We start from the raw sequence: 19,331 nt of genomic DNA on the forward strand, positions 1-19,331 counted from the left end.
CGGCGGCCGGCCGGGCCTTTGTCCTCTGTCAGTTCTTGAGCGCGCCGCCCACCGCGATGCCGGTGCCGAAGATCAGCGCCTTGGTCATTTCCATGAAATCGGGGCAAACGCCGGGGATTGGTCGAAGCCGCCCCAACCTCGTCATTCTATGGCGGAGCAAGGAGCGCAGCGACGTGCGCAGACCATAGAATCCATTCCGTGACTTGGAAGCGTTGCTGCGATGCAGAATTCTGCTCCGTTGCACTCCATGGCGAAGGTAACGGCATGGATTCCAGGGTCTTGGCGACGGAGCTTCGCTCCTGCTCCGCCCTGGAATGACGATCGCGATGGGCGTTTCGGTCAATCTCCAACGCATGCCACCTGCCAACACAAACAGAGCCGACCGGTCAAAATCCTTTTGCAGTGCCACTAGCCGGGCTCCACCGTGTTCTGGATCGAACTTATCAGCGCAGTGATCGCCTGCTTGTATTTTTCGAATTCCGGAGACGTCTGCCGGATTTCGGTCGTGGTCGCCGCCGGCTGGCCTTGATCGGTCACCACGCGCGGCGCTTTCTGCCCCATTTTCCGCTCGGCCCAGTCTACGACATAACTGGCGGTCTTGCCGGTGAGGAACGGGTTGGCCTGGATGACGGCTGATCCGAGTACCGCAGTCAACTGCGACGAGCCCGGCGCCGCCAGCACCTGATGCGCCCCTTCCATGCCGAGGAAATGGCAAAGATAGAGGCGACCGGCGGTGATCTGGTGGCCGCGGGCGCGCAGATAGGCTTCGCCTTCGCGCGCCAGGTTGCGCACCATCTCGCGCGACAGCGTCGCGTCGTAGCGGAGCGCCAAAAGGTCGGCGGTCGAAAGCGAGCGGGCGAGATCGGGACGATACGTGTTCATCATCCGGATCCAGGTCTTGGAGATGAACTGGCCGGCGCCGGTCGCCGACGAAAGCGGGTTCTTGGCACGGGCGCTGCCGCCGCTTTCGACATGCACGATCCGGTCGGTCAGCGTCTCGACGGCGGAATCGCCTGAGCCGCCGGAGCTGACGGAAACGGCGGTGGCGACCGAAGTGACCGTGCCCAGCGGATCGATGGCCTCGCCATTCTGATAGAGTTCGAAATGCAGATGCGGGCCGGTCGAAAGCCCTGTTGTGCCGATATAGCCGATGACGTCGCCGGCCTTCACCTTGGTGCCGACCCCGCTGGCGATGGCGAATTTCTGCATATGCGCATAACGCGTCTCGCGGCCGTTGGCATGCGCGATCTTCACCAGATTGCCGTAGCTGCCGCCATCGCCCTGGAAGGAGATCGCGCCGTCGAAGGCGGCCATCACCGGCGTGCCGACCGGCGCCGCCCAGTCGACGCCCTTGTGGATTCGAACCGTGCCGAGGATCGGATGCTTGCGCGGGCCGAAGGTCGAGGTCATCACTCCGGCGACCGGCGTGACCATGCCGTTGGTGACGGTCAGCGATCGGACCTGGTCGTCGCCCGTCACGCAGGCATATTGGCCATCGCTCTGCTGGAAGACGAAGCAGTCGAGGCTCTTGTCCGTGCCCTGGACACCGACATAGAGCACCCGGCCGGAGATCTCGCCTTGGCCGCGCGGCGTCTGCGAATAGATCAGCACCAGGCGCTGGTCCTCGCTGGCAAAGGCGTCGAGGTCCTGCCCCCGCGACAGATACATGATTGCCTCGCCGATGACGCTGGTCGGCACCTTGTTGCGTGCTGCCGTCGAATAGATCGCGTCGAGCAGGCGGTACTGCCGCTTGGGCCCGCCCTGGTCGGAAGCGCCGGAATAGTTGAACAGATCCTCGCGGACCCAGGGGTCGACGCCCGACACGAATGCGCCGGCCGCATTGCGCGTCAGCGTGCCGACATAGACATTCTTGGCGTAAATCGAGACCTGCATCAGCGACATCGTCGTCGTCTCGCGGTTCGGCCGGAACCCGCGCATGGCCACCACAAAGCCGGGCTCCAGCCCGTCGCGGTTGAACAGCGTCTTCAGCGCTTCGCCCGCAAGCTTCGCATCGTCGGCGGAGAAATGCGCGTCGAGCGCCACGCTGTCCAGGCTGCGGTCGTTGAGGATCTTCACGAACGTGTCCTCGGTCGCCTCGAAGCGCTGATATTCGCTGGTGACGGTCGCAACGGTCGTGTTGTTCTCGACCGCGGTCTTCTTGAAAGCCGGGAGCGCGGCTTCGCCCTGGTCAATGGTCTCGCCCCAGCCGGCCTCGGGGTCGTCGGCGTCGGCCTTGGGCGCCGGGCCGGCGTCGCTCTCGTCCGGCGCCGCCTGGAGGTCGTTCCCGAGGTCGCCTTGCGGATCGCCCTGTTGATCGTCTGGCGCCGCGGCCGGAGCGGGCGGTGCCGGTTGCGCATCGTCGGGCGCCGTTGCCGAAGGCTTGGGAGCGGCCTGCCGCTGCGCCTGGAAGAAGGCGAAATCCTCTTGCGTCGACGGGATCGTCGTCATGAACTTCTCGCTGGCGCTCAGCATCACGTCGGACAGCGTCTCGATCTGCGGCGAAGCGCCCGAACTGTCGAGCTCGGCAGGGCGCGCGACGGTCTTGCCCTTCGTCGCGCTGTCGGCATCGGGCGCCAGCGTGATCCACATCGGATCGCCGGCGAGATCGATGATCGCCGGCACATAGACCGAGGCATCGGGGGGCACATCTTCCATGCCCTCGACGGGATGCAGCTCTTCGTCCTCGTCGCCGAACGACCAATAGTCCCTGGTCATGTAGAAGCCGGTGGCCAAAGCGACGACGGCGAGCGTTGCAGCCCCTGCAAGGATTCCGCGCCAGAGCTTGCGCCGGCGCTCGGCCAAGCGCGCCAGCTTCTTCTGTTTGAAGCTCGTGTCGATCGCGTGCGTCACGGGCTGTTTCCGGTCAGGAAATAGGTCCAGCGCACCTGCTCCTGCGTATCGACCTCGACGAAGCGCGCAGCGATATGGCCGCGCTGCCAGCACTCTTCGATGCCACGGATCGAAAAGCGCCGCCGGTCGATGCACATCTCGGTCGATCCGTTGAGGATCGCGTGGCCGAAGACGTCCGTCGCGTAGAGGTAGACGTAGCGATTGGCCAGCTCCTCGCGGATGACGTTGACGCACTGGTTGGCGCCGATGGTCCACCAGCCGTCGGTCTGGTCGGCATTGTCGACTTTCTGTCCGACCGCGAGATTGACGACGTCTAGCGTCTGGTTGCAGACGGTGAATTCGGCATGCGCCTTGCCGGGCGAAAGCATCGAGAGCAGCGCCGCGCCGAACAACGCGGCAAGCGACATGCGGCCCGGCAACAGCAATCGGAGCCGGCTACGCTGCTTGCGTGGCGAGGGCTGGTCCAAATAACGCAGGCGGCGAAGGTCCATCGGCGTTCATGCTATCCGCCGAGCCGGAAATAGGTGGCCGTGGCGGAGAACTGCGATCCATCGGCCTCGATCTCCTCGAGGATTCTCGGCAAAAGCTCCGAGGCCGGCGTCGGTCTTGAGAACATGGCGGCCTGGATGTCCTTGGGCCCGGTGATCACCAGCATGATCTGCGGCACCGCTTTGGCGGCTGCTTTGTCGGCGGCAGCGAGACCGATCGGGATGTTGAAGGTCACCTTGTCGGTCTGCGGCACCATGCGGTCGTCGAGATTGAAGGCGATGCCCTTGTGGTCGATCAGCATGATGTTCGAGACAAGCCCGCCGCCCGTATACAGCGCGCCGCTGACCGGCGATCCGTCGGGGACCGATGTCCGGTCGAGGACAAGCTGTGGCTTTGCAGCCGAGCTCCGGTCGAGGAAGCGAAGGAAGGTGGGCACGCCGCACTGGGAGAGCGTGATCAGTCGCACGCTGATGTCCGGCTCGACATGGAACCTCGCCTGGAAATCATTGAGCAATTGTTCGAAGGGCTGGACCGCGGTTCCGAATCCCTCGATCGCCGGGGAAGCGCCGGGTCCCGAGGTGACGTTCGCGTAGAAGCAACTGCCGCCGCTGAAATCGCGCACCCAGGAGCGGCGCTCCGTCCATGCTTCCGTGTCCGGTTCCGGTGACGGAACCGCCGGTTTGGGCACATTGATGGCGACGTCGGTGTTGTCCGGCTGCTTGGCCGCCGGCGGCTGCATTTGCTGCGCCGGCTGTGCCGGCGGCGTTTGCGGCGGGTTGGCCGTCGGGGTCTGTGCCTCCAGCTTGGCCGGCGGACTGACAGGTTGCGCCGGTGCCGGGCCTTCCGAACCGGGGGGTGGGGAAGCATTCGGCAGCTTGGAAAGCATGTCGACCAAGTCTTTGACGCTGTGCTTGGCTGTCGGTGGGCTTGCCTCCTGCACCGGTTTGTTTTCAGCCGTCTGGCTCGGTTCCGGCGTCTTGACCGCCGGCTCGGTTGCAGGCTGCGCCGGCTTCTGGCTTTCCACGGCCTTCGGTGCGGGAACCGGTGCAGGCGTCGGCGATTGCTCGGCTGGCGGCTGCGCGGGTTTGGTCTCGACCGGGGGGACAGGCGTCTGGTTGTTGGCCTCGCTTTGCGGCTGAGTGGCAGGCCGCGCCGGCTTCTCGAGGGGTGTCTTGGCTTCCGTATCGGATTGGACAGGTGGCTTCGCCGTCTCGATGGCGGCGGCGCTGTCAGCTTTCGGCGCCTGCGACTGAGTTGCGGACGGCATCTGCGGCTGAGGTTTCGGTTCTTCCGGCTGCTGGGCTTCTGCAACTGGTTTGGCTGGTTCCGCGATCGGCTTCGGCGTTAGCGGCCTGGATTTTTCCGCCACCGGCGGCGGCGCCAGGACGCCACTGACATAAAGGCCGCCCCCAACCAGCACAGCCAGCGCCACAACGCCGCCGGCAATGATGGGTATCCGCGAAGCTTTTCGCGGCACGGCCGGTGCAGTCGCAGGCGCCCTGGGTGAAGCGGCCGCCGGCTGAGGCCGCGGCTCCGACAGATGCGCCGGACGCACATGCTCGACGAAGCGCGGCTCGCCGGAAGGCGGCGGCGGTTTGGAATCCGGCAGTGCCGTCCAGCCGGCGCGCGGCAGGCCGGAGCGTTCGCGTGCGCCAAACGACACCGGCGGCGGCAATGTCGCCTCGAGATCCTCGCCGCGCGTCGCCCGGGCGATCTCGGCCATGCTGGCCGGCCGGTCGCGCGGATCCGGCTGCAGCATGGCTTCGATCAGCTCGCGGAAATCGGGGTCGATATCCGACAGGTCCGGCACCGTCCGGCGCTTTTCGATGACCTCGTATTGCGATCCGCTCATGTCGAGCGGCTCTCCGCGCAGCGCAGCGGCCAGCACCAGCCCGAGGCTGTAGATGTCGGATTGCTCGCTGACCTCGCCGCCATAGAGGCCGAGCTGTTCGGGCGAGACGTAATTGTATTTGCCGGCGAACTTTCCGCCGATCAGCGTTTCTCCGCCGACGGTGGCCGAACGGGCGATGCCGAAATCGATGATCTTGGCGCGCTCGACCTGCCCGCCCGGCAGAATGATGTTGTCCGGCGAGAGGTCGCGGTGCACCGCGCCAGCCTTATGCACTGCGGCGAGCCCCGAGGCCAGCCGATGGCAAAGCCGTCGCACATCTTCGCCCGGCATCGGCCCGCGCCGCATGATGTCGAACAGCGACTGGCCGTCCACGAACTCCATCGCAAGATAGGGGCGGCCGATCCCCGGGTCGATGGTGAAGACGTGGTAGCGCACCACCGCGTCATGCGACAGATGGTTGAGGATCGACGCTTCCTTGCGGAACAGCGACAGGATCGTCTGGTCGCGGGCGAATTCGGGCAGCACGATCTTGATCGCCACATGGTCGCCGGTCTGGATGTTGTGGCCGCGATAGACTTCGCCCATGCCGCCGGAGGCGATCCTCTCGTCGAGCTCGTAGATGCCGCTGAGCTGCGTGCCGACACCCGTATAGGTGACGTTCCTCGCCAGCCGTGTCTTGTCGTCGTCGCTCATCTGGCCAGGCCCTCCGCTGCGGACCGATCCGAATGGTGCGCGCCGCTCTGTCCGCCGCCGATCTTCACGAGCACGATGGTCACATTGTCGGTTCCGCCGCGCGCCAGCACGGTTTCCAAGAGATTCTCGCATGCCGTCCGCGGCGTGGCGGATCTGACCGCGACCTCGATCTCGGCGTCGCTGACATGCGCGGTCAATCCGTCGGTGCCCAGAACGAAGACATCGCCCGCCATCAGCTCGCCCTGCTGGAAATCGATCTCGAGCTCGTCGCTGACGCCGATCGCATGCGTGATCACGTTGCGGCGCGGCCAGACGCGCGCTTCCTCCGCGCTGATCATGCCGCGGTCGAGCAATTCCTGCACCTCGGTGTGATCCTTCGAAACCTGGAAGATCGAGCCGTTTCGGACGAGATAGATGCGGCTGTCGCCGGCCCACAGGCAGGCGAAGCGCCCATCCATGGCAAGCAGGGCCGCGAAAGTGGAGCCGATGGTGATGCCGCGCGAGCGCGATATGTTGCGGATCTCGGCGTTGGCGCGGCTGAGCCGGTCCTCGAAGCGGGCGCGAAGATCCGGCGCCGAGCTCGCAATGCCAATCGTCGCCAGGTGATCGACGATGCTGGCCGAGGCGACTTCGCCGGCCTCATGCCCGCCCATGCCGTCGGCCACCACCCACAGCCCGGTCAGCGGTTCGATGAGGTAGTTGTCCTCGTTGTGATCGCGCACGCAGCCCTTGTGACTCACGCCGAAGCTGTCGATGGGGAGGGCGACAGTGCTCAATTTGCCACCAAGCGCTCAGCAGGCGTCCTCTGTGACCAGCCATGGGCCGCGTGCCCAGGCCACTCTGCCACAAGCGTATGTATTAGAGTACCGAAATGAAGGCTGGGACCGACCATCTCAGAACGCCTTCGGACAGCTGAAGCCGGACAAGGCCGGCAGCAGCAACGGATTGGCGCCCGAGCCGGCCTGGATGGTGTAGGCGACATCGCGTCCGCCGATCACGAAGCGCGCTTCGGTGTTGGCGCCGTCGCCGGTGAGGGTCGCCTTGTCGAACAGCCGCTTCAATGCCCATGGCCCTTCGAACTTCAGCACCGACTCGCGGCCGGGCATTTCCGGCACGAGGCTGAGACTCGCCGATCCGGAAGCGGCGCCGCTCGGCCATGTCACGATGCTCGGCGCGTTGCCGGCCTGGGCGCTCTGGACCGTCTGCCCGTCGACGTCGAGCAAAGCGCTGTCGACTTCGCTGTTCAATGAGGTGGGCGTTATCGTGATCGACACCGAGGGCACCGAGCCACCGGATGGGAAAAAGGCGCTGCGGATTTCCGCCGCCGACTGGAACGCCTTCAAGGTTGATTTTGCAAGGTCCTTGCTGGAACGCGCATCCTGCTTCCAGGTCCATTCCTGGCCGGTCATGTCGATCAGCGGCGCGAGGTTCTGCGCGAAGAAGCGGTCCATCAGGCCGCCCGGCGCGAACAGCTTGGTGAAATCCGCCATTGAGATCTCGTCGCTGCCGTCGCGTGTGAAGGGATAGCGGCCGTTGACTGCCTCTTCGCAGACGCGCGTCACCGTCTGGTCGAGGCTCTGGTTGAGGTTGGCGACGGAGGCCTCGGCGACGTTGCCTTCGAGCTCGTCCGCCGCCGCGTTGACCATGCGCGCCAGCGGCTTGGGCAGACGCGAGACATTGGCTCTTAGCGTCGAGATCTGCAGTTGCAAATTGGCGTTGACGCGTTCGGTCTGTGTGGGGACATCGGCCGCGAGTTTCAGGCTCTGGAAGATGTCGTGGAAGTTCTGCGTCAGCGCATCGAGCGGCCGGTGCCCGGCGGCCCCGCCGACCAGCGCCTGGAACGAGCGGAACTGCGCCTCGACGCTCGCGCCGGCATTCTGCGCAAGGGCCGAGCTTGCGCCGGCGCGGCTCTGCGACTTGCCGCCGGCGATCTGCAGGCCGATGCGGGCCAAGCCCTTGGCCATGCTGGCTGGATCCTGCTGCGCCGTGCCGATATCGCCCTCGGTGCCGCTGTCCTTCGTCAATGCGGTTTCATCGCCAATCGCGGTAAAGAGCTGGTCGAGGGGCGAGTCCGGTGCCGCGAGGGCGGAGAGCGCCAGATATTGCGGCTTGTCCTTCAGCATCGCCTTGAGCCTCAGCTGGTCGAGCACGCCGTTCCAGGCGGCGGCGAACTCCTTGCCGTAGCGGTCGATGAGCTCGGGACCGAGCTTGGGCAGGTCCTGGTCGATGCCGCCCTGTTCGCCGCCGCCGCCGAGCACCCATTGGTCGTCGACGAGCATCTGCGCGATGCGCGAGAGCTGCGGCAGGAAGAAGCGATTGAAGCCGGCACGCGTGTAAAGGCCGGGGACGTGAAGATCGGCGAGCTCGCTGCCATCCGTGCGCTCGAACAGCAGCTGCGCTTCCGGACCGGCTTTCGCGGCGATGAAGAAATCCTGCAGCCTAGCGGCGTAGACCGCCGACTTGATCTGCGCCGAGGCGCGGTCGGCGAGGCTCATGCGTCCGAGCGAGCGCTGCGCGGCTTCGACCAGCGGCTGGTTGAGCGCAAAGGTTGGATCATAGGCGTCGTCAAGCGCAAGCATGGCGCGCAAATGCTTTTCGAGCTGCGCGCGGCCTTCGCGGTTGTTCTCGCCGGGGTAGCGGTTCTCTTCCCAGTCCTGCCTCATCCAGGAAACGATCAGCTCGTCGTCGACCTTCGGCGCCTTGCCGCCCAGCATCAGGTAGATCTTGAGCGGCTCGTAAAGCGCGATCGGATCGGCCATCCTGGCCTGGATCGTCCGCTCGGCCTGAACCAGCAGCCGCGAGCGGAAGGTCCGCTCCAGCGCTTGCCGATAGGCCGTCTTGGAGGCCGACAGCAGCCGCTCGCGCTGGCTAAGCCCGAACGTCTCCTCGACAGGCTTTCCCTGCTCGCCGTTCTCGAAGCCGGCCGGCAGGCTGCGCAACTGGTCGAGCGGACTGATGACGTTCTCGAGGTCGACGTCGGTCACCGTCGTGCTCTTGAGCAGGCTATCGGCGCTGTCGCGATAATGCGCCATGGCTTGGCGTGTGGAAGCGATCAGCGCCTTGTTGGCGAAGAAGCTGAGACCAAGCATGCCGAGCGTCGCCACTGCCGCCAGCGCGATCGCGGCCAGGCCGCCGAACCTGGCGAGCTTCGCGCGCCGCTCGGCCGCCCGATCGAACGACACCCAGCCCGATTCCGGGAAGATCACATTGGCAAGCAGGTCGTGCAGGAAGAAGCTCTTGCCGGCGCCGGAAAGATGCGCCTTCGAGGCACTGCCGAAACTGCGGCCGATCGCGCCCAGCACCTGGTCGAAGGGTGTGCCTTCCTGTGTGCCCGACGAGAAATAGAGGCCGCGCAGGCTGACATTGACCTGCGACCTCGAGGTGTCGAACAGGCCACCGACAAACTGCGTTATCCGGTTCTTCAACGTGCCGAACTGGGCGGGGAAGCCGAACAGCGCGATCCGCGCCACCGGGTCGGGCTCTTCTTGCAAGCGATCCGCGACTTCTTCGGCGAGCCGCTTCGCCAGTTCGTCGAAGGCCGCGGGCGCCTCGCCGGCCATGTTTTTGGTGCGGTCGGCGGTCTGGAATGTCGCGCCCCACACTTTGCGCCTGCGCGCTTCGTCGAAATCGCCGAAATAATCCATGAAACCGGCGATGAGATCGGCCTTGGTGAACAGCAGATAGACCGGGAACTGGACCTTCAGCGTCTCGTGCAGCTCGCGCAGGCGGCTCCTGATCTCGGTTACATGCGCGTCGAGCTGCCGGTCGTCGAAGCCGATCAGGTCGGCAAGGCTGATGGCGAGGATCACGCCGTTGATCGGTTGCCTGGTGCGGTGCTTCTTGAGCAGTCCCAGGAAGGCGAGCCAGCTTGCCTTGTCGTGCTCGCGGTCCGATTCCTGCGTCGTATAGCGGCCGGCCGTGTCGATCAGCACCGCTTCGTCGGTGAACCACCAGTCGCAGGACCGCGTACCGCCGACGCCGGCCAGCGGCTGCGCGCTGCCGGAGCCGGCCAGCGGGAACTTCAGTCCGGAATTGACCAGCGCCGTCGTCTTGCCGGCGCCTGGCGGGCCGATGATGATGTACCAGGGAATGTCATAGAGGAAATTGCGCTTGCCGCTCGTCCGCTTCAGCGTCGCGATCGCTTCGCTCATGCGCGCTTCGAGCACCTGGGAATCGTCGTTGCGCTCATCGCCGCGCACGATGGCCGTTTCGAGCGCCTTCTGCGCCCCGCGCCGCTGCCAAAAGCGGATCCCGTAGAACAGGACGAGCACCGCAACGCTGGCGCCGATGATCGTGGCCCTGAGCCACACCGGTCCAAGCGGGCGTGTATCGGCGAAGCGGATCAGCGGCCCGGCATACCAGACTGCCGCGGAGAAACCGGCAAGCGCAGCCAAGCTGAAGATCCGCAGCATCCAGCGCATCAGTTGCCGTTCTCCGCCGCCGCGCTCGTCTGCAAGGTCTCCTGTTTCGGGATCATCACGTCGACGCGGCGGTTCTTGGCGCGGCCTTCCGCCGTGCCATTGTCGGCGATCGGTTCGTCCTCCCCCTTGCCGTCGGCGCTCAGCCGCGACGGGTCCTTCAATTGCTTGGCCATCGTCGCCTGGACGGCCTTCGCCCGGGCAACGGAAAGATCGAAATTCGATTTGAACGTGCTCGATTTCTTCGGCTTCACATTGTCGGTGTGGCCGATGATATTGATGGAGCCCGGTTCAGCGTCGAGCGCCGTGGCGATGTCGGCCGCGACAGGCTGGAACTGCGGCTTCACCTCCGCCTGGCCGGGCGCAAACAAAAGCTGGTTGTTGATTTCGATGACGATGAACTCGCCCTTCTCGCCGACGCGCAGTCCGCCGCCGGCGATCTCCTTGGCAAGTGCGGCGCGGATGCGGTCGATCTGGGTGGTGTCCGGAACCGCGGGCGGCGGCGGGCTGGCTAGCACCGGCTCAGTGGGCGCCGCCACGCTGGCGCGCTCGATGGTGACGGGCGTCGACGGGTTGAGCGCCAGCAATTCGCCGGCGGTCGCGTCGCCTTCATCGGTGATCAGCACCCGCAATCCGAAGAAGGCCGCCGTCACCAGCGTCGCCGCGGCGGCCGCTGCCGCCCAGAGCGGCAGCCGCGCCCTTGGCTTCGGCAACGCCGCCGCCATGCTTTGCCAGCGTGGCGAGACGTCGTCGTTGGCGCGCGGCTTGAAGTAGCGCAGCGTGTCGTAGACGTCGCGCCGGACGCGTTCGAGCATGTTTCGTTCGCCCGCCAGCCCCCGATACTGGCCTTCGAAGCCAAGCGACAGGCAGGCATGCATAAGTTCGAGCAGGTCGTAATGCGCTTCCGGCCTCGCGAGAATCTTGTTCAACGCTTCGTAGAAGCCCGTGCCCGTCGGTTGGGTGTGGAAGAATTGCGCCACCAGGCTGTGCTGAAGCCAGCTGTCCTTGTCCGGCCAAGGTATATTGCCGACGAGGTCGTCGGCGGTTTCGCAAAGGGCGAATTTGGCGATGCGTGCGTCTTCCTCGGCTACGCCGGCTTTGGCGATCGCGTGGTCGAAGGTCTCGATCGCGTCGGCGATACGCTCCGCCAAGGGCGCGGCTTGCCGTTCGACCGGCATCAGCCGCAATTGGCCGAAGAGCATCAGCAGCGGCGCCGCCGAGGCAAGGATCGGATTTGTTGCGGCGTATTGCACGCCCTCGGCGGCGGCGAGCAGGGCATCCTGCGGCAGCCCCGGCGTCGCATTGGCCTCTGCTGCCGGGGTTGGGCCCTGAAACAGCACGGTTTCGGATGACCAGCCGGTTGGCATCTGTCGGCCGCCGCCGGGGTCGAACACTGTCGCTTCGCGGGTGGGCGGTGGGGCAGGACGTGCGCCTTCCGGACTGGACCTCTCGGGAGCCGCAAGCGGCTTCTGCTTCGGCCTCGGCGCGCGGATGACGGTCTTGTCCGCCGGCCTGGAGAGATCGTCCTTCGAGCTCATCGGCGGCGACCCGCCGTCGAATTGCAATGAGCAGGTTTTTGCCCGGGAAAACGCGTTCCAGCCTGAGCCTCAGCGGCGGGCCGCATGGAAAGGCTCATCTCGCCGAAACATGACATTGCTGCACACGCCCCAAGCCACGCCGCTTTGCCCGCCGGGCAAGCGTCCCTGGGCATTCTAGTCGCCCGGATACCCAATTGAAACGGCCCGCCGATTGAAATCGCAGAGCAAGATGCTCGAAGGGGCAGCTTCTTCTATGAGACCCGTCACATACGGTTGGCGGGGTCTGTGCCGTGCGGCTATTTCTGCTTGTCGGCCTTGGCGTAGGCTTCGGCGAAATAGGCGAGGAAGACATCCAGCATGCCGTTCTCGTGCTTGTCTTCCATCGTCCGCCAGGTCGCGACAAGCGCATCCCAGGCCTGGCTCTTCCTGGACGAGAAGGACGCCGGCGGGATTTTCCTGGCGATCGCCTCCGGCGACAGGTCGTCAAGCAGCCTGGACAGCGCGGCCTGCATGGCGGCATAGGTCGCGATCTCATGCGCCTTCAGGTCGCGGAACGCATCCTCGACACTGCGCCTGGCATCGAGATAGCCGGCCCTGCGCTTGGCGAACATGATCTCCAAGATGTCGTCGATGCCCGGCACGAATTTCAGCGGGTTGTTGTCCTCGGCGCCGATCATCGTGCGGTGCGCGCTCTTGGCGAGCACCTTTGCTGCCGCGCGCGCCTTGAGCAGCAGCGATAGCTGCTCGACAGTGGTCCTCAGCACGGAGCCGATCTCGGCGGCGAGATCGTGCGGGTCGCGCGATTGCAGCAAGTCAGGCGCGATGCCCGCTGCCCTGGCGATCTCCCGCAGCATCGCGTCCGCTTCGGCCGGCCGATTGGCGGGGGCCGCCGGACCGGGCTGCGGGGCCGACGATCTGGAGACGGGCGCCGCCCCGGTCGGGCGCTGCTCCGCCCGACTGAAGATCGGCTCATGGCCGGGAACCGACGGGCCGCCGGGCGAGGGCGGCAGCTCGCGCTGCGTCGATCCCGTCCTGGTCTGCGGATGTCCGGTCGGGGCCTGTTCGTCTTCGATCGAAACGCCGACGACATAGCGGCCGATCAGCAGCCGGTCGCCCTGGGCCAGCCTATGCGGCCCGCTCATGCGCTGGCTGGACCCGTTGACGAAAGTGCCGTTGCGCGAGAGATCGTAGAGCCAGAACGAGCCCGCCTGGTAGCGGACCTCGCAGTGCCGGCCCGAAATGAACTTGTCCGGGTCCGACAGCGTCCAGTCGCAATTCTCGCGGCCGATCTCGAAGCTGCGGTCGCGGGCGGCGTAGCTGGCGGCGGTGCCGGCCGGCAGCCTGTCGACATTGCTGATCTGGAGCGAGATGAACATCCGGAAGCGTCGCCCAACTTGGTCAATAAATGCTTATTTTTCCGCGCAATTCCAGGCGGAAACGCCAACGCTGCTTTCCTGGAATTGCTTTGACATTCTAGCAGCTTGCGAGCGCGGCGGGAGAGGAGCGTTTCACACCGGCGCATGGGCAGTTTAGCCACGGCTGTTATTTGGCGGCCGCCAAACATGTGCTAGGCTGAAAGCGGTCCGGTGCGGTGGGCGTGAAAAGTTCCCGAACGTGATGCGGTTAACATAGCGGGGGCTTCAATCCATCATACTGGCGGCCGCGTCCAGGAGGGGCACGACCATGCCGAACGAACGCGCCACGGTTGTGCAGACGCCGGCTGGCGCCGACCTGACCTTCACCCATCTCATCGGCCGCGATGAGATCAGCCGCTGTTTTGCCTATACGGTCGGCTTCGTCTCAAAGAACCGCGACATCGACCCGTTGAAGATGCTGGGCGGCGTCGTTTCGGTCGAGGGCGAATCCGATCCGAAGCGCTGGTTCAGCGGCCTCGTGTCGGATTTCAAGCTGACCCGCATCGAGGACCGGCTGGCCTTCTACGAGGCGACCGTCAGACCATGGCTCTGGTTCCTCGGCAACACCACCGATTGCCGCATTTTCCAGAACATGACGGCGGTGGAGATCGTCGAGAAGATATTCTCGAAATACGGCATCGCCAAATTCGAGAAGCGGCTGCAGGGGTCCTATCCCCAGCGCGAATATTGCGTTCAGTACGACGAGAGCGATCTCGATTTCGTGGAGCGACTGCTCGAGCACGAGGGCATCTTCTATTTCTTCGAGCATGACGAGGGCAAGCACACGCTCATCCTCTGCGATGCGATGAGCAAGCTGAAGCCGGCGCCCGGTTACGAGAAGGTGCTTTACAATTTCGAGGGCCAGGCCTCGCGGCGCGATGTCGAATACATCACCGAGTGGATTCCGGGCAGCGCGGTGCGCCCGGGCGCCTATGCCCATACGGATTATGATTTCGAGAAGCCTGGCGCCGATCTGATGGCGAAATCCGCCCAGCCTTTCGCCCACAAGGAAGCCTCGGGCGAGAACTATCGCCAGCCCGGCGCGCATCTCGATGTCGGGCGCGGCGACAAGATCGCCGGGATCCGTCGCGAGGAGCTTCAGGCCGTGCACCAGCACAGCACGGCGGTCGGCACGGTGCGCGGCCTTTTTTCCGGCTGCAAGTTCACGCTGGAGAGCTTTCCGCGAGACGACCAGAATCAGGACTATCTGGTGGTCAGCGCCGAATACCGGCTGTTCGACCCCGGCTATCGGACCCAGAACGAGGCCCACAACGAGAATTTCAAGGTCGTGCTTGGCGTTGCGCCCACCAAATTGCCCTATCGCCCGCCACGCATCACGCCGCGGCCGATCATGCGCGGTCCGCAGACCGCGACCGTCGTCGGCCCTTCGGGCGAGGAGATCTTCACCGACAAATATGCGCGGGTGAAAGTGCAGTTCCACTGGGACCGGCTCGGCAAGAAGGACCAGAACTCTTCCTGTTTCGTGCGCGTCTCGCAGACCTGGGCCGGCAGCAACTGGGGCTTCATCCAGATCCCTCGCATCGGCCAGGAGGTCATCGTCGATTTCATCGAAGGCAATCCGGACCTGCCGATCATCACCGGCCGCGTCTACAACGCCTCGCAGATGCCGCCCTACGGGCTGCCGAGCAACGCCACGCAATCCGGCTGGAAGTCGAATTCCTCGAAAGGCGGCGGCGGTTACAACGAGCTGATGTTCGAGGACAAGGCGGGCTCCGAGCTGGTCAATTTCCAGGCCCAGAAGGACCATCACCTGCTGATCAAGCACGACCGCAACAAGACGGTCCAGCACGACCAGTCCGACCGCATCGACCACGACGCCAAGCACTCCGTCGGCCACAACCTCGATGAAGACGTCGGCAACAACAAGACGGTCAAGATCGGCGTCGACCAGACGACGAATATCGGCAGCAACGACACCGAGACGGTGGGCAAGAATCGCTCGCTGACGGTGATGGCAAACGAGACGATCCATGTCGTCGCCAACTCGACGGAGAACATCGACGCCAACCATTCGCAGACGGTCGGGCTCAACCAGACGGTCACGGTGGCTGTCGCGCGCGTGGACACGGTGGGGGCGGCCGAAGCGAGGACAGTGGGCGCCTCGCAGACGAACACGATCGGCGCGACACGGTCGGTGAGCGTCGGTATCAGCCAAAGCCACAATATCGGTGCCGGCGACTCGTGGACCATCGGTGCGGGACAAGACATCAGCATCGGCGCCGGACAGACAGTAGCGATCGCAGCGTCACAGGCAATAGACGTGGGTGCCTCGCGCGCCGCCAACATTAAGTCGAACGACAGCACCGACGTCGGAGGCGGTTACATCCTGAAGGTGGCGAAAGGCAGCCTTACCGACGTGAAGGAGAATACCGGCATCAAGGTCGGTAAGAGTCTGTCAGTGGAAGCAGCCGACGACATTACCCTCAAGTGCGGCAGCTCCAAGATCGTGATGAAGAAGGACGGTACCATCATCATCGACGGCAAGGACATCACGGTGACGGGTTCAGGGAAAATCAACGTCAAGGCGTCGAGCGATGTCATCATCAAAGGCTCGAAGATCAACGAGAATTGAGGGACGTGATGGGCAGAGTCAAGAGCACGATCGATGGCGTTGTGATCGGAGTTTTCATGGGGTTCGGCGAAGAAGGCGTACCCCTCGTGGTCTTTGCCGGCAATCCCGAGGAAACGGCGCAGCCTGCGCGCTGCCTCAGCGAATTGTCTTCCGACATGGTCGGCAAGGCGGTGGCGTTGCTTTTCCAGGAGGGCGATCCGCGCAAGCCGCTGATCGTCGGTCGCATCGTCGAGCCGGCGCGCAGGCCCGGCGTCGAGGTTATCAGCGACGGCAAGCGTGTACGCATCCGCGCCAATGATCGGCTCGAACTGCGTTGCGGCAAGGCATCCATCGTGATGGATAGTGATGGGCAGATCGTCATCCGCGGTACATACTTGATCAGCCACTCCAGCGGGCCAAATTATATCCGTGGCGGCTCGATCAATCTGAACTGATGTCGCCCGTCGAAAGCTTCCATCGCCCCCGCATCGCTAGCCTTGTGGTCAGGCAGCACGCGGAACTGGTGGCCTTTCTTTGGGTGCAGCGCGAGAGCCTTCTTGCGCAAGAGCCGCCCGCGGCGGTGGCGGCCAAGGATATCGACGACCGTATCGAAGCCAACATGGACGGACTGCGCATCGCAGGCCAGGCCGCGTGGCCGAGCCTGCATCAGCAACTGCAAGATTATCCTGACAGCGGCGAACTGTTTGCCTTTGCCTGGACTGCGATCGAGTTCAACGATCCAGTCAGGCTGTCAGAAGCGGTGGGGCATGCCCGCGAGCTGACACCGAGCCCGGACGGGTTCATCGGCGCGCTGCGGTGGCATGCGGCCGACCGAATCGGACCACATGTGAGGGATTGGATCACCGACGCCGACGCCTTCAAGCGCTTTCTCGGCGTTTCTGCATGTCTGGCTCATTCGGTCGATCCAAAGTACCTGCTGCCGCGGCTAGCCCGCGATCCAGATCCCCGCGTTCGTGCGGCGGGCTTGCGTCTGGTGGGCGTTCTAAAACGAACTGATCTTGCCGGCGAGGCGAACGCTGCGCTCAACGATTCCGACGAAAGTGCGCGATTCTGGTCGGCATGGTCGCTGGTTGAACTGGGTCACGCCCGGTTGGCGCAAAACGCATTGAGGGCAGCGGTTGAAACGCCAGGGAAGGACAGACTGATAGCGCTTCGCGCCGCGATCAAGGGCGGGCCTGAAACGGAAGTTCGGGCATGGCTCGGCGGATTAATGCAATCGCCCCAGACCGCCTCAATCGCGGTTCGCAGCATCGGCATGTGGGGCGATCGTGGCCGGCTTGGCTGGCTTGTTGAGAGGATGCGCGAGCCGCCGGTATCGATCGCAGCGGGCGCGTCATTTGCGGAATTGTTTCCGGAAGCTCCCTGGGATGAGCTGTCTTCCGCGGACATGACGGAGGTTGGCCCGGACTTCGTCGACTACTTCAGCGACAGCATCGTACGGGTGCCGCTCGCCGATAAGGTTGCTGAATGGGGCAGAGCGGCCGGCGCCCTACGCGACTGAAACGAGGTTACAACTCTCATTTCCAGTTGGATCAGGCCCCGAGGGGATGGCCGAAAAAATACCTCTGCCCCGGGGCAAATCTTCTGACGTCGTCGCTATCCAGGAATGTCTCCAGTATTGCCGTCGCCTGAAGCGAATTGAGTTTGACTGGACTGTCAAAGAAGGCGGCACAGTTCACGCCGGTGGCGGCCTCGAAAATGAGACGGTGCCGGTGGATGCGGCCTATTTCCGGCGCTGCGCTGGCCACCCGTTCAAGCAGCTGCCTTGCGAGCTTGATCACGTCGAAAACCTTACCGCCGAGGATGGGGGTATTGGGACCCGGAAGCTGGCCTAGCATCAGCGATAACGCGTCCTCCACCTTGAGAAAGTACCTCTCCCGATTGATGATGTGAACGGTATCTCTATCCTCGGATTCGATGGACTCGTCGGCACCCCTGCTTATGGGTCCGTTGATGTCCTCAAGCAGATACGACAACTCTCTCTCGATCTGATAGCGGGTCTCTTCGTCCGATGCGTCATTGTGCAGGGTCAGCAGCATCCGGATAGCGTCCCGGTCTAGCGTCAGGCCCAAAGCCGTTGCCATGAAGTACTCCGATCCGGAGCCATCCTTCTCGAACGGCTCGAAGACGTCCTTCACAAAGCCAAAGGTGCTGGCCAAGCCAGCCAAATTAGTGACCGCTCGCCAGACGAGATAGGCATCACTGCCCTTCATGATTGCGGGAATGCGGCGCAACGCGGAAAAGTCACCCGACTCGCAGGCCAGAAAGAGGCCTGCTATCTGTTCCCAGATTTCATCGCTTCCAAGCAAACGGGATGGATCATAGGAACGCAAATCGACTCCAGGAACATAAAATCCTATCGAAAGAGTCTTGAGAGTGGATTCTGGAACTTGAATGTATTTAGACATTATAACGCCTTATGGAATGCAGTCGTTTACGTTCTCAAGAACAGACTGCGCGTCCTCGATCTCCTGGCACTCACCCGCATCCATCACATCCTGTGGACACACGTTTGATGGCTCGTTGCATCCGCCGGCCATGTGAGGTGTTAAGTGATTCAAGGAATGGTAGGACTTCTTCCCGGCGACAGCATTCGGCCCTCTTCTAATGGGCGAGCCTTTCCCCGTTTCCCAGGCAAGAATGCAGCCGTCCTTCACTCCGGTAGCTTCGAAGGCCACCTTGGCATTCTGCGCCGGTGTATCGCCCGCCGAGGTTCTCGCGCCCTTCGGAATGTCGAAGTACATCGCACAACCCTGATTGTCATTGTTGTGTACATTGGGACAAGCCGGTTTGCCGGCTTTCCGCAGTCGGCGATGCTTTGCTTTAAGTTGCAACATCCTCTTCAGCTTGGTTTCGTAAAGAGCCTTGTTAGCAATCTGCGCCGGGGTACCAGCCCTCATTTTCTTGATCTTGTTCGTCCAGAACGTCTTTTCCTTAACCACGGGATAGGCCTTGCCGGTGGCAGGATCCTTCTGCCATTCGTGCAGCGGGCCACCGCAGCACGGGCATTTCCCGGCCTTGGCGGCCGCCTTGGCATCCTTTGCATTCAGCGTCTCGAGCGCTGGCGCCGGCGGCGTCGCGCCAACATAGGACGCATGGTTGCTCGTCGTGATGTCAAAATGCCGGCAGACGTTCTTGCCTTCGAACTTCACCGACATGCACCAGGCCTGAAAATAGGTTTTGCCGGTGATCTGGTGGGTCACGACCGAAGATCCGAACGCGCGGGTTGCGGCCTCGTTTCCGAGCATCGGCTCCTTGTAGTAGGATTTCTGGGCCAGCGCGGCGGGCTTGCCGCCGATCAGCACAGTCTCGGAGCCTTCCTTCAGATTGTTGGAGAACGACGTGTCGGGGTAGGGAATTGGGATGGGCCCGGCCGGTGGGGATGGCGGCGACAGGCAGACATCCGGAAACCGCGCGATCGACTTGTTCATACCGTTCGTTCCGGCAATCTCCCATTTTTCCGCGAAGACGTTCTTGGTCATC

13 protein-coding genes are annotated in these 19,331 nt (G+C 63.8%); 3 read left to right on the top strand and 10 right to left on the bottom strand.

What is annotated here, in order from left to right:
- Positions 1-28 precede the first annotated feature (28 nt).
- From FJ419_RS04590 to tagH, 8 genes are all read right to left on the bottom strand, one after another.
- Positions 29-409, bottom strand: coding sequence for a hypothetical protein (locus FJ419_RS04590; protein WP_140687949.1), 381 nt, complete (start codon positions 407-409; stop codon positions 29-31).
- Positions 409-2,850, bottom strand: a complete 2,442-nt coding sequence (locus tag FJ419_RS04595; protein WP_140687951.1) for a M23 family metallopeptidase — start codon at positions 2,848-2,850, stop codon at positions 409-411. Before FJ419_RS04595 ends, FJ419_RS04590 begins: the two co-directional genes overlap by 1 nt.
- Entirely contained in the window at positions 2,847-3,341 is a 495-nt protein-coding gene (locus tag FJ419_RS04600) for a DUF1036 domain-containing protein (protein ID WP_181170599.1), read from the bottom strand. The genes FJ419_RS04595 and FJ419_RS04600 overlap by 4 nt, the downstream gene beginning before the upstream one ends.
- An 11-nt stretch (positions 3,342-3,352) precedes the next feature.
- On the bottom strand, positions 3,353-5,884 hold the full coding sequence (locus tag FJ419_RS04605) for a serine/threonine-protein kinase (RefSeq protein WP_140687954.1): 2,532 nt from the start codon (positions 5,882-5,884) through the stop codon (positions 3,353-3,355).
- Complete coding sequence (locus FJ419_RS04610) at positions 5,881-6,660, bottom strand: PP2C family serine/threonine-protein phosphatase (protein WP_140687956.1); 780 nt, start codon at positions 6,658-6,660, stop codon at positions 5,881-5,883. The genes FJ419_RS04605 and FJ419_RS04610 overlap by 4 nt, the downstream gene beginning before the upstream one ends.
- Before the next feature lie 117 nt (positions 6,661-6,777).
- Positions 6,778-10,305: a type VI secretion system membrane subunit TssM gene (tssM, locus tag FJ419_RS04615; protein WP_181170600.1), complete on the bottom strand. Its 3,528-nt coding sequence runs from the start codon at positions 10,303-10,305 to the stop codon at positions 6,778-6,780.
- Complete coding sequence (gene tssL, locus FJ419_RS04620; protein ID WP_140687960.1) at positions 10,305-11,840, bottom strand: type VI secretion system protein TssL, long form; 1,536 nt, start codon at positions 11,838-11,840, stop codon at positions 10,305-10,307. The genes tssM and tssL overlap by 1 nt, the downstream gene beginning before the upstream one ends.
- A 296-nt stretch (positions 11,841-12,136) precedes the next feature.
- Positions 12,137-13,216, bottom strand: a complete 1,080-nt coding sequence (tagH, locus tag FJ419_RS04625) for a type VI secretion system-associated FHA domain protein TagH (protein WP_140687963.1) — start codon at positions 13,214-13,216, stop codon at positions 12,137-12,139.
- A 307-nt stretch (positions 13,217-13,523) separates the two neighbouring features.
- Here tagH and tssI point away from each other — a divergent pair, with 307 nt between their 5' ends.
- Genes tssI through FJ419_RS04640 form a run of 3 tightly spaced genes read left to right on the top strand, consistent with a single transcriptional unit; the run spans position 13,524 to position 17,349 of the window.
- Positions 13,524-15,848 (top strand): type VI secretion system tip protein TssI/VgrG, encoded by a 2,325-nt coding sequence (tssI, locus tag FJ419_RS04630; protein WP_140687965.1) that lies wholly within the window; start codon positions 13,524-13,526, stop codon positions 15,846-15,848.
- Positions 15,849-15,856: 8 nt separating this feature from the next.
- On the top strand, positions 15,857-16,282 hold the full coding sequence (locus tag FJ419_RS04635; RefSeq protein WP_140687967.1) for a DUF6484 domain-containing protein: 426 nt from the start codon (positions 15,857-15,859) through the stop codon (positions 16,280-16,282).
- Positions 16,282-17,349: a HEAT repeat domain-containing protein gene (locus FJ419_RS04640; protein WP_140687969.1), complete on the top strand. Its 1,068-nt coding sequence runs from the start codon at positions 16,282-16,284 to the stop codon at positions 17,347-17,349. The genes FJ419_RS04635 and FJ419_RS04640 overlap by 1 nt, the downstream gene beginning before the upstream one ends.
- A gap of 31 nt (positions 17,350-17,380) precedes the next feature.
- Here the strand turns inward: FJ419_RS04640 and FJ419_RS04645 are convergent, their stop codons facing one another.
- Both FJ419_RS04645 and FJ419_RS04650 read right to left on the bottom strand, forming a co-directional pair.
- Positions 17,381-18,256, bottom strand: a complete 876-nt coding sequence (locus tag FJ419_RS04645; protein WP_140687971.1) for a hypothetical protein — start codon at positions 18,254-18,256, stop codon at positions 17,381-17,383.
- Positions 18,257-18,265: 9 nt separating this feature from the next.
- The gene (locus tag FJ419_RS04650) at positions 18,266-19,330 is read right to left on the bottom strand and encodes a PAAR-like domain-containing protein (RefSeq protein ID WP_140687973.1); all 1,065 of its coding nucleotides are present in this window, start codon (positions 19,328-19,330) and stop codon (positions 18,266-18,268) included.
- Between the last annotated feature and the right edge of the window lies 1 nt (position 19,331).

Origin of the sequence: Mesorhizobium sp. B2-6-2 (genome assembly GCF_006440615.1) — a bacterium.
Taxonomy (GTDB): Bacteria; Pseudomonadota; Alphaproteobacteria; order Rhizobiales; family Rhizobiaceae; genus Mesorhizobium.

Coding starts and splice junctions, on each gene's coding strand:
- FJ419_RS04600 (WP_181170599.1), bottom strand. CDS start 3,341: ATGGACCTTCGCCGCCTGCGTTATTTGGACCAGCCCTCGCCACGCAAG.
- FJ419_RS04640 (WP_140687969.1), top strand. CDS start 16,282: ATGTCGCCCGTCGAAAGCTTCCATCGCCCCCGCATCGCTAGCCTTGTG.
- FJ419_RS04645 (WP_140687971.1), bottom strand. CDS start 18,256: ATGTCTAAATACATTCAAGTTCCAGAATCCACTCTCAAGACTCTTTCG.
- tssI (WP_140687965.1), top strand. CDS start 13,524: ATGCCGAACGAACGCGCCACGGTTGTGCAGACGCCGGCTGGCGCCGAC.
- tssM (WP_181170600.1), bottom strand. CDS start 10,305: ATGCGCTGGATGCTGCGGATCTTCAGCTTGGCTGCGCTTGCCGGTTTC.
- FJ419_RS04605 (WP_140687954.1), bottom strand. CDS start 5,884: ATGAGCGACGACGACAAGACACGGCTGGCGAGGAACGTCACCTATACG.
- tssL (WP_140687960.1), bottom strand. CDS start 11,840: ATGAGCTCGAAGGACGATCTCTCCAGGCCGGCGGACAAGACCGTCATC.
- tagH (WP_140687963.1), bottom strand. CDS start 13,216: ATGTTCATCTCGCTCCAGATCAGCAATGTCGACAGGCTGCCGGCCGGC.
- FJ419_RS04650 (WP_140687973.1), bottom strand. CDS start 19,330: ATGACCAAGAACGTCTTCGCGGAAAAATGGGAGATTGCCGGAACGAAC.
- FJ419_RS04635 (WP_140687967.1), top strand. CDS start 15,857: ATGGGCAGAGTCAAGAGCACGATCGATGGCGTTGTGATCGGAGTTTTC.